Source organism: Rahnella sp. RcJ3, from assembly GCF_009498575.1.
Lineage (GTDB): Bacteria > Pseudomonadota > Gammaproteobacteria > Enterobacterales > Enterobacteriaceae > Rahnella > Rahnella aceris.
The window spans coordinates 115,910-130,585 of sequence record NZ_QSNX01000009.1 but is presented as its reverse complement, the minus strand read 5'-3'; the positions used below and the strand labels follow the sequence as shown (position 1 = coordinate 130,585).

Annotated in this window: 16 protein-coding genes and 1 riboswitch; of the genes, 7 read left to right on the top strand and 9 right to left on the bottom strand. The window is 52.7% G+C overall.

Annotation, left to right across the window (positions count from 1 at the left end):
• Positions 1-89 precede the first annotated feature (89 nt).
• A complete protein-coding gene (locus DXU84_RS13620; RefSeq protein WP_013573970.1) occupies positions 90-677 on the top strand; it encodes an NAD(P)H-dependent oxidoreductase in 588 nt (195 codons plus the stop codon).
• 30 nt (positions 678-707) lie between these two features.
• Positions 708-1,013: a putative quinol monooxygenase gene (locus tag DXU84_RS13615; RefSeq protein ID WP_013573969.1), complete on the top strand. Its 306-nt coding sequence runs from the start codon at positions 708-710 to the stop codon at positions 1,011-1,013.
• Positions 1,014-1,096: 83 nt separating this feature from the next.
• Here DXU84_RS13615 and parE read toward each other — a convergent pair whose 3' ends face one another.
• The 5 genes from parE to nudF form a co-directional block, all read right to left on the bottom strand.
• Complete coding sequence (gene parE, locus DXU84_RS13610) at positions 1,097-2,992, bottom strand: DNA topoisomerase IV subunit B (protein ID WP_013573968.1); 1,896 nt, start codon at positions 2,990-2,992, stop codon at positions 1,097-1,099.
• 116 nt (positions 2,993-3,108) lie between these two features.
• Positions 3,109-3,690 (bottom strand): esterase YqiA, encoded by a 582-nt coding sequence (gene yqiA / locus DXU84_RS13605; RefSeq protein ID WP_013573967.1) that lies wholly within the window; start codon positions 3,688-3,690, stop codon positions 3,109-3,111.
• The gene (cpdA, locus tag DXU84_RS13600; protein ID WP_013573966.1) at positions 3,687-4,517 is read right to left on the bottom strand and encodes a 3',5'-cyclic-AMP phosphodiesterase; all 831 of its coding nucleotides are present in this window, start codon (positions 4,515-4,517) and stop codon (positions 3,687-3,689) included. Before cpdA ends, yqiA begins: the two co-directional genes overlap by 4 nt.
• A gap of 27 nt (positions 4,518-4,544) precedes the next feature.
• Positions 4,545-4,970, bottom strand: coding sequence for a DUF1249 family protein (locus DXU84_RS13595; protein WP_013573965.1), 426 nt, complete (start codon positions 4,968-4,970; stop codon positions 4,545-4,547).
• Positions 4,970-5,602 (bottom strand): ADP-ribose diphosphatase, encoded by a 633-nt coding sequence (gene nudF, locus DXU84_RS13590; protein ID WP_013573964.1) that lies wholly within the window; start codon positions 5,600-5,602, stop codon positions 4,970-4,972. Before nudF ends, DXU84_RS13595 begins: the two co-directional genes overlap by 1 nt.
• A 224-nt stretch (positions 5,603-5,826) precedes the next feature.
• On the opposite strand from nudF, the gene tolC reads away from it, so the two are divergent.
• From tolC to DXU84_RS13575, 3 genes are all read left to right on the top strand, one after another.
• Positions 5,827-7,326 (top strand): outer membrane channel protein TolC, encoded by a 1,500-nt coding sequence (gene tolC, locus DXU84_RS13585; protein WP_269147796.1) that lies wholly within the window; start codon positions 5,827-5,829, stop codon positions 7,324-7,326.
• Between the two features lie 186 nt (positions 7,327-7,512).
• Positions 7,513-8,184 (top strand): DUF1190 family protein, encoded by a 672-nt coding sequence (locus DXU84_RS13580; RefSeq protein ID WP_013573962.1) that lies wholly within the window; start codon positions 7,513-7,515, stop codon positions 8,182-8,184.
• A gap of 9 nt (positions 8,185-8,193) precedes the next feature.
• Positions 8,194-9,354: a glutathionylspermidine synthase family protein gene (locus DXU84_RS13575; protein ID WP_013573961.1), complete on the top strand. Its 1,161-nt coding sequence runs from the start codon at positions 8,194-8,196 to the stop codon at positions 9,352-9,354.
• A 52-nt stretch (positions 9,355-9,406) separates the two neighbouring features.
• Here DXU84_RS13575 and ygiD read toward each other — a convergent pair whose 3' ends face one another.
• Complete coding sequence (gene ygiD / locus DXU84_RS13570; RefSeq protein WP_153375987.1) at positions 9,407-10,195, bottom strand: 4,5-DOPA dioxygenase extradiol; 789 nt, start codon at positions 10,193-10,195, stop codon at positions 9,407-9,409.
• A 1-nt stretch (position 10,196) separates the two neighbouring features.
• Between ygiD and DXU84_RS13565 the strand changes: the two genes are divergently transcribed.
• Positions 10,197-10,448: an ABC transporter ATP-binding protein gene (locus DXU84_RS13565; RefSeq protein ID WP_153375985.1), complete on the top strand. Its 252-nt coding sequence runs from the start codon at positions 10,197-10,199 to the stop codon at positions 10,446-10,448.
• Here the strand turns inward: DXU84_RS13565 and ribB are convergent.
• Positions 10,445-11,098: a 3,4-dihydroxy-2-butanone-4-phosphate synthase gene (gene ribB, locus DXU84_RS13560; protein ID WP_013573958.1), complete on the bottom strand. Its 654-nt coding sequence runs from the start codon at positions 11,096-11,098 to the stop codon at positions 10,445-10,447. The genes DXU84_RS13565 and ribB overlap by 4 nt on opposite strands.
• A 133-nt stretch (positions 11,099-11,231) precedes the next feature.
• A riboswitch (FMN riboswitch) is annotated at positions 11,232-11,407 on the bottom strand.
• Between the two features lie 132 nt (positions 11,408-11,539).
• Between ribB and ubiK the strand changes: the two genes are divergently transcribed.
• The gene (gene ubiK, locus DXU84_RS13555) at positions 11,540-11,812 is read left to right on the top strand and encodes a ubiquinone biosynthesis accessory factor UbiK (RefSeq protein ID WP_013573957.1); all 273 of its coding nucleotides are present in this window, start codon (positions 11,540-11,542) and stop codon (positions 11,810-11,812) included.
• Between the two features lie 65 nt (positions 11,813-11,877).
• On the opposite strand, the gene yjeH is transcribed toward ubiK, so the two are convergent.
• Both yjeH and hldE read right to left on the bottom strand, forming a co-directional pair.
• A complete protein-coding gene (gene yjeH / locus DXU84_RS13550; RefSeq protein ID WP_112152108.1) occupies positions 11,878-13,128 on the bottom strand; it encodes an L-methionine/branched-chain amino acid transporter in 1,251 nt (416 codons plus the stop codon).
• Between the two features lie 103 nt (positions 13,129-13,231).
• Positions 13,232-14,659, bottom strand: coding sequence for a bifunctional D-glycero-beta-D-manno-heptose-7-phosphate kinase/D-glycero-beta-D-manno-heptose 1-phosphate adenylyltransferase HldE (gene hldE / locus DXU84_RS13545; protein ID WP_037034176.1), 1,428 nt, complete (start codon positions 14,657-14,659; stop codon positions 13,232-13,234).
• Positions 14,660-14,676: the final 17 nt, after the last annotated feature.

Sequence of the window (14,676 nt, the reverse complement as noted above, 5' to 3'; positions counted from 1 at the left end):
ATCACATTTTTCTGCCATGCAGAGTTCAGTACACTACGTGGTAACAGCCTGACCACCAGAATTTAAGCATTCCCGATAAGGAAAAAACCATGAGCAACATCCTGATAATCAACGCCGGTAAGACCTTTGCCCATTCCAAAGGCGCGCTGAACAACAGCCTGACCGACGTCGCCACCGGCTTTCTGCGTGACAAAGGCCACGACGTGCGCGTGACTGTTCTGGAAGACGGTTACGACGTGCAGACCGAAATTGAAAGCTATCTGTGGGCGGACGCCATCATTTATCAGCAGCCGGGCTGGTGGATGGGGATGCCATGGACACTGAAAAAATACATCGATGAAGTGTTCACAGAAGGCCACGGTAAACTGTACGCCAGCGATGGCCGTACCCGTTCTGATGAATCGAAAAAATACGGTTCGGGCGGCCTGTTGCACGGCAAATGCTACATGCTGTCTGTGACCTGGAACGCGCCGCTGGAAGCGTTCGAAGATAAAGAACAGTTCTTCCACGGCGTGGGCGTTGACGGCGTATACATGGCACAGCACAAAGCCAACCAGTTTATCGGCCTTGATACATTGCCAACCTTTATGTGTAACGACGTGATCAAACAACCTGATGTGGAAGGCGATTTCGCACGCTATCGTGCTCACCTTGAAAATGTATTCGGTCAGGCCTAAGGTTGAAGGTCACCCGGGAAAGAGGTTTTTATGATCACTGTTATTGCTGAAATCAAAGTAAAACCAGGCCGTCGCGATTCGGTTATAGAAAAAATTACAGCACTGCTGCCCAGCGTTCTGGCAGAGAAAGGCTGTCATCGTTATGAGCCATATGTTGATTTCAACGGCCAGATCCCCTGGCGTAAAACAGTACCTGATTCCATTTTCATGCTGGAAGACTGGGAAAGCCTGGCGCACCTCGAAGCGCATCAGCAGGCTGAGCACATGGATAAGCACCGTGAAAACATCAAAGCCGACGTGCTGGATGTGGTGATCCACATTATTGAGAAAGTCTGATTTTCTGAACATCGCTAAATTCGGAAACAAAAATGCCGGCGCTGCAAAGCGTCCGGCATTTTTTTATGGCGACGGCGAAAGGATCAGACGTCAAGTTCGGCGGTATCGCCTTTTTCCTGCAACCAGTTACGGCGATCTTCAGACCGTTTCTTCGCCAGCAGCATATCCATCATGCGCAGCGTCTGGTCGATATCGTCCTCATCGATGGTCAGTTGCACCAGACGACGGGTGTTCGGATCGAGCGTGGTTTCGCGCAGCTGCAGCGGGTTCATTTCACCCAGACCTTTAAAACGCTGCACGTTCGGCTTGCCTTTCTTACGTTTCAGTTGCTCCAGCACGCCTTCTTTTTCCTGCTCATCCAGCGCATAGAACACTTCTTTGCCCAGATCGATACGGTATAAAGGCGGCATTGCCACATACACATGACCGCCACGCACCAGGGAGCGGAAGTGACGGACAAACAGCGCGCACAACAAGGTGGCGATGTGCAAGCCGTCGGAGTCCGCATCCGCCAGGATACAGATTTTGCCGTAACGCAGTTGCGTCAGATCTTCACTGTCCGGATCGATACCGATCGCCACAGAAATATCGTGCACTTCCTGCGAGGCCAGCACTTCATCAGAAGAGACTTCCCACGTGTTGAGGATCTTACCTTTGAGCGGCATGATCGCCTGATATTCACGATCACGCGCCTGTTTGGCAGAACCGCCTGCGGAATCCCCTTCCACCAGGAACAATTCTGTCATGTTCAGATCTTGTGACGTGCAGTCAGCCAGTTTGCCCGGCAGCGCAGGGCCGCTGGTCAGTTTCTTACGCACAACTTTTTTTGCGGCACGCAGACGGCGCTGGGCACTGGAAATGCACAGTTCCGCCAGCTGTTCTGCCGCCTGAACGTTCTGGTTCAGCCACAGGCTGAAGGCATCTTTCACCACACCGGAAACGAAGGCCGCGCACTGACGCGAAGACAGACGTTCTTTGGTCTGGCCGGCAAATTGCGGATCCTGCATTTTTACCGACAGCACATACGCACAACGTTCCCAGATATCTTCTGCAGAAAGCTTGACGCCGCGTGGCAGAATATTGCGGTATTCGCAGAACTCACGCATGGCATCGAGCAGGCCCTGGCGCAGACCGTTAACATGTGTACCGCCCTGCATGGTTGGGATCAGGTTGACGTAGCTTTCGGTCAGCAATTCACCGCCTTCCGGCAGCCATAACAGCGCCCAGTCGACAGCTTCAGTATCACCGGCAAAATTACCGACGAACGCTTTTTCAGGCAGAGTAATCAGGCCGTTGACCGCTTCCATCAGGTAATCAGTCAGACCATCGTCATAACACCAGCGTTGCTCGGTGTTATTCACTTTGTCTTTGAACAGGATTTCTACGCCAGGACACAGTACGGCCTTCGCTTTCAGCAAATGGCTGAGGCGGCTGACCGAAAAACGCGGGCTGTCGAAAAAGCTGCCGTCAGGCCAGAAATGAACGCTGGTTCCGGTGTTGCGTTTGCCGCAGGTACCGGTAACGTGCAGATCCTGCACTTTATCGCCATTTTCAAACGCCATTTCATATACTTCGCCACCGCGTTTTACCGCCACTTCGACGCGTTTTGATAAGGCGTTAACCACCGAAATCCCCACGCCATGCAGGCCGCCGGAGAACTGGTAATTTTTGTTGGAGAATTTACCGCCCGCGTGCAGACGGCAGAAGATCAGTTCGACCGCCGGAACGCCTTCTTCCGCGTGGATATCCACCGGCATGCCGCGACCGTCATCAATGACTTCGAGAGACTGGTCTTCGTGAAGGATCACTTCGATGCGTTTGGCGTGGCCAGCTAATGCTTCATCCACGCTGTTATCAATAACTTCCTGGCCGAGATGGTTTGGCCGGGTTGTATCGGTGTACATGCCCGGACGGCGGCGTACCGGTTCGAGTCCGCTGAGGACCTCTATGGAATCCGCGTTATAAGTTGATTGGCTCATCGTTGATTATTCGTGGCTCATAGGTTTGTGGGCTAACGATACAGTATGTGGGCGGGTGGAAGCTCTGGCAGCAAGCAGACGCTATAAATCCGGGGGAAAAAGTCACCCTGACGATGTTAGTCTGCGGCCAGTTCCAGGAAATCTACAATCGGCGAAAAATAGCGTTCAAAGCCGACAAATGCATGATTCCCCTCGGGTTCGACCGTCTGGCGACAGGTGGTGTAGTACGCCACAGCCTGACGGTAATCGAGAATTTCATCGCCCGTTTGTTGCAGTAACCAGAGTAAATCCGGCGACTCCAGCGGTTCGACCTGCATGACTTTCAGATCGTAAACGTGGCGTGACTCTAACACATATTGCTGGCCGGTGTAGGGGTTCTCGTTTTGTCCCAGGAAGTCGATCAGCAGCTCATACGGCTTCACGGCGGGGTTCACCACCACAGCCGGCACGGCAAAACATTGCGACAACCAGGTAGCGTAATAGCCGCCCAGCGAGGAGCCGACAATCCCCAGTTTTTTACCTGCATTGCTGATCACCAGACTCTCGAGTTCTTCGGCAGCCTCGGCCGGATAAGGCGGTAATTGCGGGATAACCATATCGATATGGGGATGATTAACCGCCAGCCAGTTTTTTAACGCCGTGGCTTTCGCCGAGTTGGGAGAACTGTTGAATCCGTGCAGGTAAAGTAAGGTGTTCATTCGTAGCCGTCCGACTCCGTGTCAGGATGAAACTCATTGGTTTCCAGACGGAAGACTTCAGTCTCCACACGGCCATCCGGATACAAATCAAGGTAGCGCCAGCCCGGCGCAACGGTATCAATCGTGAAATTGGTGCAATGCGGTTTGAACTGTACGCAGGTTGACGGCGTGGCGTAAAGACGGCGGCCATACCAGTCGAGATCCAGCTCCTGATGAATATGTCCGCACAAAAGCGTATTCACTTTCGGGTAATTTACCAGGGTGTTCGCCAGCATATGCGCATTGCGCAGGCTGTGCTGATCGAGCCATGTGCAGCCAGAAGGCAGCGGATGATGATGTAACATCAGCAGAGTGAAACGATCGGGGTACGCATTCAGACAACGTTCCATCCATTCCAGCTGATATTCACTCAGCTCGCCATGCGGCACACCGAACACCTGCGTATCAAGCAGGATAATTTGCCAGTGCTCGCCGAGCAGAACGTGTTTAGAAGGACTGATCCCCGCATCCTGCAAGGCATTGACCATGGCAGGCTGGAAATCATGATTGCCCGGCAGCCAGACGCAGGGCGCTGTCAGCTCGCTGATGCCGCGGGCAAACTGATGGTAGGCTTCCACCGACTGATCCTGTGCCAGGTCACCTGTTGCCGCGATAATATCGACTTCACGCTGCTGCGCTTTGATGGCGTCCAGCACCGCGCGATAGCTGTTAAACGTATTCACGCCTAACAACGTTTCATCTTCACCGGCAAAAAGATGGGTATCAGTAATCTGTAGAATCCTGACTTTGGCCCCATTCACCAAAGGCAGTGTAAACAGGCTTTCCAAATCGTTTCCTTTGTTGTTGAAGTCTGTCTAACAAACCGGAACTGCCATCGCTCCGTGCGCAAGGCAATAACGCAGCCAATCCGCAAGGAACTGGTTAATTTGATGCTTTTCATCACGCTGATGCAACTTTTTATTCGGATAATCATAGCGTGCTTTAAAGCGAAAGATCTGCTGACTCGCACACACTTCGGCCACCATCGCATCATGGTACAGGCGAACGGTGAGCGAAGGCAGGCTCCAGTAACTCACCGCCGGTGCGGTCTGTTTGATTTCTATCAGGGATGTGTAACGCGTTGATTCGAGGATCGTCAGGCAATACGTTGCGCTACTCACCTGATATGCCACAGTTTCACCAGGTTCATCGGTACGTGGCATCAAACGGCGCAATTGTGCAAAATTGGTTTCGCACAATCTCATCATTTCAGGGAAATCAGGGGTATAGCGCTTAATCATTAGTTGGCCCACTCTTTTCTCAGGGATTCATGGTGCAGCTGCAGCCATTGCAGGGCAATCACTGACGCCGCATTGTCTATCGCTCCTTCTTCCACCCAGCGGTAAGCCTGTTCACGGCTGACCACATGTACCCGGATGTCTTCATTCTCTGCTTCCAGACCGTGAATTCCTTCTGCCGTCGTGGCATCGACTTCACCGACCATAATGGAAAGACGCTCGCTGGTTCCGCCCGGACTTGCCAGGTAATTCACAGCCGGTTTGCAGCGTTTCACCACAATGTTCGCTTCCTCGAGTGCTTCGCGGCGGGCAACATCTTCAACTGTCTCGCCTTCTTCAATGATACCGGCGACCATCTCCAGAAGCCAAGGAGTATCACTGGAATCCAAAGCCGGGATGCGGATCTGTTCGATCAGCACGACTTCATCCCTTTTCGGATCATAAGGTAATAATACGGCGGCATGACCGCGCTCAAAGACTTCACGGACGACTTCGCCGCTCATTTCCCCATTAAACAGCCGATGGCGAAACCGATATGCAATAATAGAAAAAAAACCTTTATATCGCGTCTCACGTGCAATAATTTCTACATCATCTTTGCCGAAAGTAACCGGTGACCGTTTAAATGAAGACATGGAATGTTTCCTTATCCCTCATAAAGGTAATTTATCGCCCTTTGAGGTCAATTTGATGAAAATGCGTTAATAATAATCAAGGTTGTTTGTGATAGATTTAGGCTCATTCACTCGGGAAGGCACGTTAAGCCAACCGCCCCGCTAGCCTGACTCTGCTAGAATCCGCGTCTATTGGTTAATTTGACTGCGCCACCATACATAACAACATTGCTGCACAACAAGGAATGCAAATGAAGAAACTGCTCCCCCTTCTCATCGGACTCAGCCTGGGCGGCTTTAGTACGATAAGCCAGGCCGAAAACCTGATGCAGGTCTATCAGCAAGCCAGGACAAGTAACCCGGACCTGCGCAAATCTGCTGCTGACCGGGATGCTGCATTCGAAAAAATTAACGAAAGCCGCAGTCCTTTATTACCGCAACTCGGATTAGGTGCGGATTACAATTATACCAATGGCTACCGTGATGCGAATGGCGTTAACAGCGATGTTGGCAGCGCCAGCCTGCAATTAACGCAGACCATCTTTGATATGTCAAAATGGCGCGCCCTGACGCTGCAGGAAAAAACTGCCGGTATTCAGGATGTGTCTTATCAGACTGATCAACAATCACTGATCCTGAATTCCGCAACGGCTTATTTCAACGTCCTGAGTGCGATCGATTCACTCTCGTATACCGAAGCGCAGAAACAGGCTATTTACCGTCAGCTGGATCAAACCACTCAACGTTTTAACGTGGGCCTGGTGGCTATTACCGACGTGCAGAACGCCCGTTCACAATACGACACCGTATTGGCAAACGAAGTGACTGCCCGTAATAACCTGGATAACGCGCTGGAATCCCTGCGTCAGGTTACCGGTATGTATTATCCGCAACTGTCTTCCCTGAATGTCGACAACTTCAACACCACGCGTCCGCAACCGGTCGCCACGCTGTTGAAAGAAGCAGAAAGCCGTAACCTGAGCTTGCTGTCTGCGCGTCTGTCACAGGATCTGGCACGTGAGCAAATCCGCTATGCGGAAACCGGCCACATGCCAACGGTTGATCTGACGGCCTCTACCGGCATCAGCAATACCAAATACCACGGCGACAAAACCGGCGGTTCTTCAAGCTATCAGGATGCTGACGCAGGCCAGAACAAAATTGGTCTGAGCTTCTCCCTGCCATTGTACAGCGGCGGTTCTGTCACCTCTCAGGTGAAACAGGCGCAGTATAATTTCGTGGGTGCCAGCGAACAGCTTGAAAGCGCACACCGCAGCGTCGTGCAAACCGTTCGGTCTTCCTTCAACAACATCTCTGCCTCGATCAGCAGCATCAACGCCTATAAACAAGCCGTTGTTTCTGCACAGAGTTCTTTAGATGCGATGGAAGCCGGTTACCAGGTCGGTACCCGTACCATCGTTGATGTGCTGGATGCCACCACCACGCTGTACAACGCCAAACAACAGCTTTCCAGCGCACGTTACACGTACCTGATTAATCAGCTGAACATTAAATCAGCGCTGGGTACGCTGAACGAAAGCGACCTGCTGGCACTGAACGGTGCTTTGGGTAAACCTGTTCCGACAGCCCCCGATCAGGTTGCGCCAGAAACGCCAGATCAGGATGCCGCTGCAGACGGTTACGGCAACAAAACCGCGGCTGCACCTGCACCACGCGTTCAACAAGCCAGCGCATCCACAGCAACGACCACACCGAAGAAAAGCGGCAATCCTTTCCAGAACTGATACGGAAAAGTTTCCCTGCGTTTCGACTAAGGCAGCCTGAAAAGGCTGCTTTTTTTTGCCTGTGTCACGCCGCTCTGTAAAGTCTCGTAACAATTGCCTGTCGCTGCTTTAACAATCAGCCGCTTTCCCCTATTCTTAGGCCCTACTGGGAAAGGGCAAAAAAGCCCTACACATGGGATAAGAACGATGAAACGGACACAACGCGTTAACCTGGCTACCTTCCGTAAATCATGGCGTAGCTCTCGAATCACTCCTGTCGCTCTTGCAGTCAGCGCAGTCTTTATGCTGGCCGGCTGCGAGAAAACCGACGAAACCGTTTCTCTGTATCAGAACGCTGATGACTGCTCGAAAGCCAATCCTTCCGGCAGCGCGCAATGTGTCGCAGCGTATGATGCAGCGAAACAGGAAGCGGCTAAAACCGCACCAAAATATGCCAGCCGCGAAGACTGTATCGCTGAATTCGGCGAAGGCCAGTGTACTCAGGCTCCGGCACAGTCTGGCGTCGCGACGGCTGAAAACCAGAGCAGCGGTGGCAGCATGTGGATGCCGCTGATGGCAGGTTACATGATGGGCCGCATGATGAGCGGTGGCGGTTACGCGCAACAGCCATTATTCAGCTCAAAAAACCCGGCCAGCCCGGCGAACGGTAAATTCGTCGATGCGACCGGTAAAAACTACGGCCCGGCAACTGCGGGCGGCCGGACCATGAACGTTCCGAGAACGGCGATGGCCCCTAAACCTGCCGTGACCAACACCATCACCCGTGGCGGTTTTGGCGACAGCGTGGCAAAACAAACGTCAATGCAACGCAGCTCTTCTGCCACGTCACGCAGCCCTGGCCGCAGCATGGGTGGCTAAGAGACTCTGATGAAACGTTTAGCCATTAACGAGCGCCCGGACTGGCGCGAAAAAGCCACGGAGTTTGGCTTCAACTTCCACACCATGTATGGCGAACCCTACTGGTGTGAAGATGCTTATTACCAGTTCACGCTGGCGCAGATCGAAGAGATCGAAGACGCGACGGCGGAGATTCATCAGATGTGCCTGAAGGTCGTTGAGCGCGTGGTGAATGACGACAAACTGATGGCGAAATTCCAGATCCCAAAACATGTCTGGGAATTTGTCCGCAGTTCATGGCGCACGCAACAGCCTTCGCTGTATTCACGTCTGGATCTGGCCTATGACGGCGTCAATCCGCCGAAGCTGCTGGAAAATAACGCCGATACGCCGACGTCTTTGTATGAAGCCGCTTTCTTCCAGTGGCTATGGCTTGAAGATCAGATAGCGGCAGGCAATTTGTCGCAAGACGCTGATCAGTACAACAGTCTGCAGGAAAAGCTGATTGAGCGTTTTGCCGAGCTGAAAAATCAGCATGGTTTCTCGTTGCTGCACATCGCCTGCTGTCAGGACACTGAAGAAGATCGCGGTACGGTGCAATATTTGCAGGACTGCGCGCTGGAAGCAGAACTGGCCAGCGAATTCCTGTTTATCGAGGAAATCGGGCTGGGAGAACGCGGACAATTCACCGATACGCAGGATCAGGTGATTTCGAATCTGTTCAAGCTGTATCCGTGGGAATTCATGTTCCGCGAAGTCTTCGCGACCAAACTGGAAGATGCCGGTGTTCGCTGGCTGGAACCGGCCTGGAAAGCCATTCTGTCGAATAAAGCCTTGTTACCGCTGTTGTGGGAAATGTTCCCGGATCACCCGAACCTGTTACCGGCTTATTTTGCCGAAGACCCGCATCCGGAACTGGATCACTACGTGGTGAAGCCGCTGTTTTCCCGCGAAGGCGCGAACATTAAAGTCATCGAGAAAGGCCAGGAAGTGGCCCGCGTTGATGGCCCGTATGGCGCGGAAGGCATGATCGTGCAGCAGTTCCATCCGCTGCCGGTGTTTGAAGGCAGTTACACGCTGATCGGCAGCTGGCTGGTCAACGATCAACCTTGCGGCATCGGCATCCGCGAAGATAAAGCACTGATCACCCAGGATCTGTCACGTTTCTATCCGCATACTATTGTCGGATAAAAAAACTAAAAAAGGATAATGAATAAATTCATTATCCTTTTTATTCGCCAAATTAACCTACCTGAACGGAAAGCATCGAAAGCGATCCCATTACGATCCCGTCCGTTGGCTGCGTGATTGGCTCAGCACCATCCCACGCCCCTAAAACGTACAGTAATGGCAGATAGTGATCCGGAGACGGATTGGATAACGCGCCGCCTTCGTGCTCCATAAATTTCACCAGAGGATGATCTTTCGCCTCGCCTTTCCAGTTCAGATTATCTTTCACATATGTCTCGAAAGATGTCGCCCATGGATAAGCTTCGGCGTTACCGTCCCATTTTACCATCCGCAGGTTATGGACTACGTTACCGCTGGCGACAATCATTATCCCTTCATCACGTAAAGCCGCGAGCTTCTTGCCTAATTCATAATGAAATTCAGGGGGTTGCGTGCCATCAATACTCAACTGGATCACCGGAATATCCGCGTCAGGATACATCTTGATCAGCACACCCCAGGTACCGTGGTCGAAGCCCCACTCGTGGGTATCGGAAATCACATTTACCGGGCTGAGTAATTCCTGAACACGTTTTGCCAGCGCCGGTGAACCGGGTGCCGGATAGCGCTTATCAAAAAGCGCCTGCGGGAACCCTCCAAAGTCATGAATGGTGCGCGGATTCTCCATTGCCGTTACTGCAGTGCCGCGCGTGAACCAGTGCGCTGACACGGCCAGAATCGCTTTTGGACGCGGTAATGTTTCGCCCAGCGCATGCCAGGCACGGGTATACATATTGTCCTCCAGCACGTTCATCGGGCTGCCGTGGCCTAAGAAAAGTGCGGGCATACGTTGAGTCGTCATCATGAATTCCTTACCGCAAGATAAAAGAGAGCAGCCAGTGAGTCACCTGCCGCGTGATGACCATACGGTACTCTTTTTGATTACCGCTGACAGCCGGATAACCATGAAGGAGATATTCAATAAATTTGATGAAAAAAATCAAAGAAGGCAGGAGGAGTCTATTTTGCAAAGACCCATTTTGGCAATAAGCGGCAATAAAAAGCAAAAAGGCCGCATAAGCGGCCTTTTCTGTTACGCACAACCCGTTACTTAGCTTGCCTGACGGGTCTGCGCCTGACGATAGGCCACCAGATCGGCGATGGTCACTACCGGCATATTATGCCGACGGGCAAAGACAATAACTTCAGGCGCATGCGCCATACTGCCGTCGTCATTAGTCAGTTCACACAGCACGCCGAAAGGCTTCAGGCCTGCCAGCGTCGCCAGATCAACCGACGCTTCAGTGTGACCGCCACGGGACAGCACACCACCAGCCTGCGCGCGCAGCGGGAAGATATGCCCCGGACGATTCAGGTCAGAAGGTTTCGCGCCATCTTTGATGGCTGCACGAATAGTGGTGATACGGTCGGCAGCAGAAACACCGGTAGTCACACCTTCAACCGCTTCAATAGTCACGGTAAATGGCGTCTGGAACGGACTGGAGTTGTTCTCAACCATCATTGGTAAATCCAGCTTTTTACGGCTGTCTTCGTTCATGGTCAGGCAAACAATACCGCTGCCGTGGCGAATGGTCAGTGCCATTTGCTCAACGGTCATGTTTTCAGCGGCAAAGATTAAATCGCCTTCGTTTTCACGATCTTCGTCATCCAGCACCAACACACCCACGCCGTTACGCATGGCGTCAATAGCACGCTCAACGCGTTCAGCTGATGTACCGAATTCGGAAAGTAGGGTCTGATTCATGGTAAAAATAACCTCATGTTCTGTATGTGGATTACCAGAATCAGGGCGTCTTGAGGAGGCTAGCTGCAGCCGCCAGATGGCGTGCTACAGTTATAAAAAATAACGCAGCGGGCAATATTTGCCCGGCTTGAATCGTTACTCTCTCCCATCCGGACTTTAACCGTCGGCCCCGGAATTACACCGGATCTGCTGACCTCTAACCCCTAAGGATTGAGCGCTCGCGGGCTTCCACATGGAAGGGATTATGATCCTTCCGATATTCCGTGGTTTACCGCCGGTGGGGACTTTCACCCCGCCCTGAGAATAAGCAAAACAACTATAGCGCCAATAAATGAGCAGAGCAATCCTGTGGTTTGTCCAATTAGTGCCCCTGAAGGTTTATAGAAACAGCATCAGCGATTACACTAAGGAAAAGCACCTCCTTCGAGAAAAGGAAATAACATGATTGACCCGAAAAAAATTGAACAAATTGCCCGCCAGGTTCACGAATCTATGCCTAAAGGGATCCGTGAGTTTGGTGAAGATGCCGAAAAGAAAATCCGTCAGGTATTGCAGGCGCAGTTCAGCCGCATGGATTTAGTCAATCGCGAAGAGTTTGACGTTCAGACCCAGGTTTTACTGCGTACCCGTGAAAAACTGGCTGTACTGGAACAACGTCTTGCTGCGCTGGAAGGCAAGCTGACTGAAACGGAAAAGCCGCAAGATCCGGCCTGATTATTGCGAATGATATCATCAGAAAAGGCCTGCTCAGCAGGCCTTTTTGCTGTGCGAAATCGGCGTTACCGTACATGAAGTACCGTTTTGGCGCGTGGCAATAACAACCACAATCCTGCAAACACCACGACTGCATACAGCGCTTTCCAGCCGACCATCGCCAGCAATCCGCAGCACAATACAGCGCCCAGCATCGCCATCCATTTCGAGCGTCCTGCCAGGATCCGGATCCCCGCCAGCATACATAACAGATAAATCAGGATGAAAATCCCATTGGCGTAAGTGATCAGCGCGCCGAGCGGCAGGTGCAGCCAGTAAATCAGTAACGTAAACAACGCGCAGCAGCCCACCACTAAATTCAGCGCGGGCACCGGCACTTGCTGAGCGGAAAGCTGTGCGAGTTTACTTTGCGGCTTGAGCTGAGCCTGTGACCACACCAGCCGGGCGAAACTCTGGGTATAAATATTCACGCTGGCAAAACACGCCAGATAGCCAATAATGCAGGCGATCCACAACGCTTTTTGTCCGAAGAGCTGCACGACGATACCCGGCAATGATGCACCTGCTTCCCGCCCTTCTCCCCAGGCATGGAATTTCAGCACCGCTACCGTACATCCCCAGTAAACTGCGCCAGCCACCAGCATGCCGATCAACAACGCGCGCGGGAAATCCCGTTCCGGATGACGGAATTCGGTCGCCAGATGCGCGAAAGCCTCAAGCCCGACAAAACACCAAAACATCACCGCCAGCGCGTCAAACAGGTTCGATAGTGAGACGTCACGCACCGAAGGCAGCGGAATTTCAGGCAGAGAAATATCCCCTTTCCACCAGATTGCCACCACCAGCGCGATCACCAGACAAGCGATTAGCGTTTGAATATTGGCACTGGACCCGGCACTGCGTGTGCCGAGGAACCAGATAACAAACAGCGTACCCAACTGCACCAGCAGCAGGTTTATGCTGCTCCAGCCAAAGGCGGCCTGCCAGAAACCGGCAGCAATATGCAATGCGGCGGGCAATCCGACCGGAATAACTGACAGGAATAACCAACCGGTGACCCGCGCCATATGCGGTCCGAAAGCTTTGCCGACAAAATGCGCTGCACCGCCCGCGCTGGGGAAATGCCGCCCAAGCGCAGCAAACCCGATGGCTATCGGAAACACCAGCAGGATCAGCACCGGCCACGCCCACAGGCTGTCATTTTGTGCCAGCTGAGCCGCCAGTGCAGGCACCGCAAAGACACCAGTCCCCAGTAATGAGGTTGAAAGCAGCCCGACGCCCTGCGCCAGACTCAGTTCCTGTTTTAATCCGCTCACAACAGAGCCACTTCCGTTTTGCGTTATTGATTGAAAAATCAAAAAGAAAAGGGCTTATCAGATAAGCCCTTCAGTGCAGATAACATGATCTTCGCCGAGGAAATCAGTCCTGCGCTTTGATCTGATTGATGATTTTGGTAGTGGACAAACCATCTTCAAAATTCAGCACACGGACTTCGCCGCCATTCGCCCAGACTTCCTGACAACCGGCGATTTGCTCAGGCTTATAGTCGCCACCTTTCACCAGCAGATCAGGCAAGATCCCGGCGATCAAACGCTGCGGGGTGTCTTCATCAAAAGAAACCACCCAGTCCACGGCACCCAGTGCGCCCAGCACGATCATGCGGTTTTGCAGCGCGTTTACGGGACGGGTTTCGCCTTTCAGGCGTTTGGTCGAAGCATCGCTGTTAACGGCGACAATCAGACGGTCGCCCAGTTTGCGGGCGTTTGCCAGGTAAGAAACGTGTCCGGCATGCAGGATGTCAAAGATGCCGTTGGTCATCACGACTTTCTCGCCGCGCTGACGCGCCATCGCCACGGCGGCTTTTAGCTGTTCTTCGTTCATCACGCCAAAACCAACGTCTGAACGCCCGCCGATCGCATTTTCCAGTTCAACCGGCGAAACGGTTGAGGTGCCGAGTTTACCCACCACCACACCGGCGGCGGCGTTCGCCAGGAAGCAGGATTCTTCCAGCGTATTACCGGCGGCAAGAGCCGCGGCCAGCGTACCGATCACCGTGTCACCGGCACCGGTCACGTCATACACTTCCTGCGCCTGCGTTGGCATATGGAATGGCGCTTTGCCTGGCTGTAACAAGGTCATGCCGTGTTCAGAACGGGTGACCAGAAGCGCGGAAAGTTCGAAATCAGCGATCAGTTGCATACCACGGGCGACAATTTCATCTTCGTTTTTGCAACGACCGACAACGGCTTCGAATTCGGACAGATTTGGTGTCAGTAAAGTCGCACCACGGTAACGTTCGAAATCAGATCCTTTAGGATCAACCAGCACCGGTACGCCAGCTTTTCTCGCCAGCTGGATCATTTTCTGCACTTCAGTCAGTGCACCTTTGGCGTAGTCTGACAGCACCAGTGCGCCACTTTGTGGTAAAGCTTGTTCGATTTTGGTCAGCATCGGCTGGAGATCAACACCTTCAAAACCTTCTTCAAAGTCGAGGCGGATCAGTTGCTGGTTACGGGACAATATACGCAGCTTAGTGATGGTCGGATGCGTGGATAACGCCACGAAATCGCAGTTTACTTTCACTTCCGCCAGACGCTCACTCAGGGCACGGGCGGCATCGTCAACGCCGGTCAGACCGATCAGACGCGAAGAAGCACCGAGAGACGAAATGTTCATCGCCACGTTTGCCGCGCCGCCAGGACGTTCCTCGATGGTATTGACCTTCACCACCGGCACCGGCGCTTCCGGTGAAATACGATTGGTCGGGCCATACCAGTAGCGATCTAACATTACGTCACCGACAACCAGCACACCCGCGCGGTGAAAATCAGGCAAAGTCACTTTCATCCCAAGACTCCAAAACA

Bases quoted from the DNA above. Each gene is read 5' to 3' on its own strand.
- parE (WP_013573968.1), bottom strand. From the start codon at position 2,992: ATGAGCCAATCAACTTATAACGCGGATTCCATAGAGGTCCTCAGCGGA.
- DXU84_RS13565 (WP_153375985.1), top strand. From the start codon at position 10,197: ATGAATTCCTTACCGCAAGATAAAAGAGAGCAGCCAGTGAGTCACCTG.
- ribB (WP_013573958.1), bottom strand. From the start codon at position 11,098: ATGAATCAGACCCTACTTTCCGAATTCGGTACATCAGCTGAACGCGTT.
- hldE (WP_037034176.1), bottom strand. From the start codon at position 14,659: ATGAAAGTGACTTTGCCTGATTTTCACCGCGCGGGTGTGCTGGTTGTC.
- ubiK (WP_013573957.1), top strand. From the start codon at position 11,540: ATGATTGACCCGAAAAAAATTGAACAAATTGCCCGCCAGGTTCACGAA.
- ygiD (WP_153375987.1), bottom strand. From the start codon at position 10,195: ATGACGACTCAACGTATGCCCGCACTTTTCTTAGGCCACGGCAGCCCG.
- DXU84_RS13595 (WP_013573965.1), bottom strand. From the start codon at position 4,970: ATGATTAAGCGCTATACCCCTGATTTCCCTGAAATGATGAGATTGTGC.
- DXU84_RS13580 (WP_013573962.1), top strand. From the start codon at position 7,513: ATGAAACGGACACAACGCGTTAACCTGGCTACCTTCCGTAAATCATGG.
- DXU84_RS13615 (WP_013573969.1), top strand. From the start codon at position 708: ATGATCACTGTTATTGCTGAAATCAAAGTAAAACCAGGCCGTCGCGAT.
- DXU84_RS13575 (WP_013573961.1), top strand. From the start codon at position 8,194: ATGAAACGTTTAGCCATTAACGAGCGCCCGGACTGGCGCGAAAAAGCC.
- nudF (WP_013573964.1), bottom strand. From the start codon at position 5,602: ATGTCTTCATTTAAACGGTCACCGGTTACTTTCGGCAAAGATGATGTA.
- DXU84_RS13620 (WP_013573970.1), top strand. From the start codon at position 90: ATGAGCAACATCCTGATAATCAACGCCGGTAAGACCTTTGCCCATTCC.
- tolC (WP_269147796.1), top strand. From the start codon at position 5,827: ATGCAAATGAAGAAACTGCTCCCCCTTCTCATCGGACTCAGCCTGGGC.
- yqiA (WP_013573967.1), bottom strand. From the start codon at position 3,690: ATGAACACCTTACTTTACCTGCACGGATTCAACAGTTCTCCCAACTCG.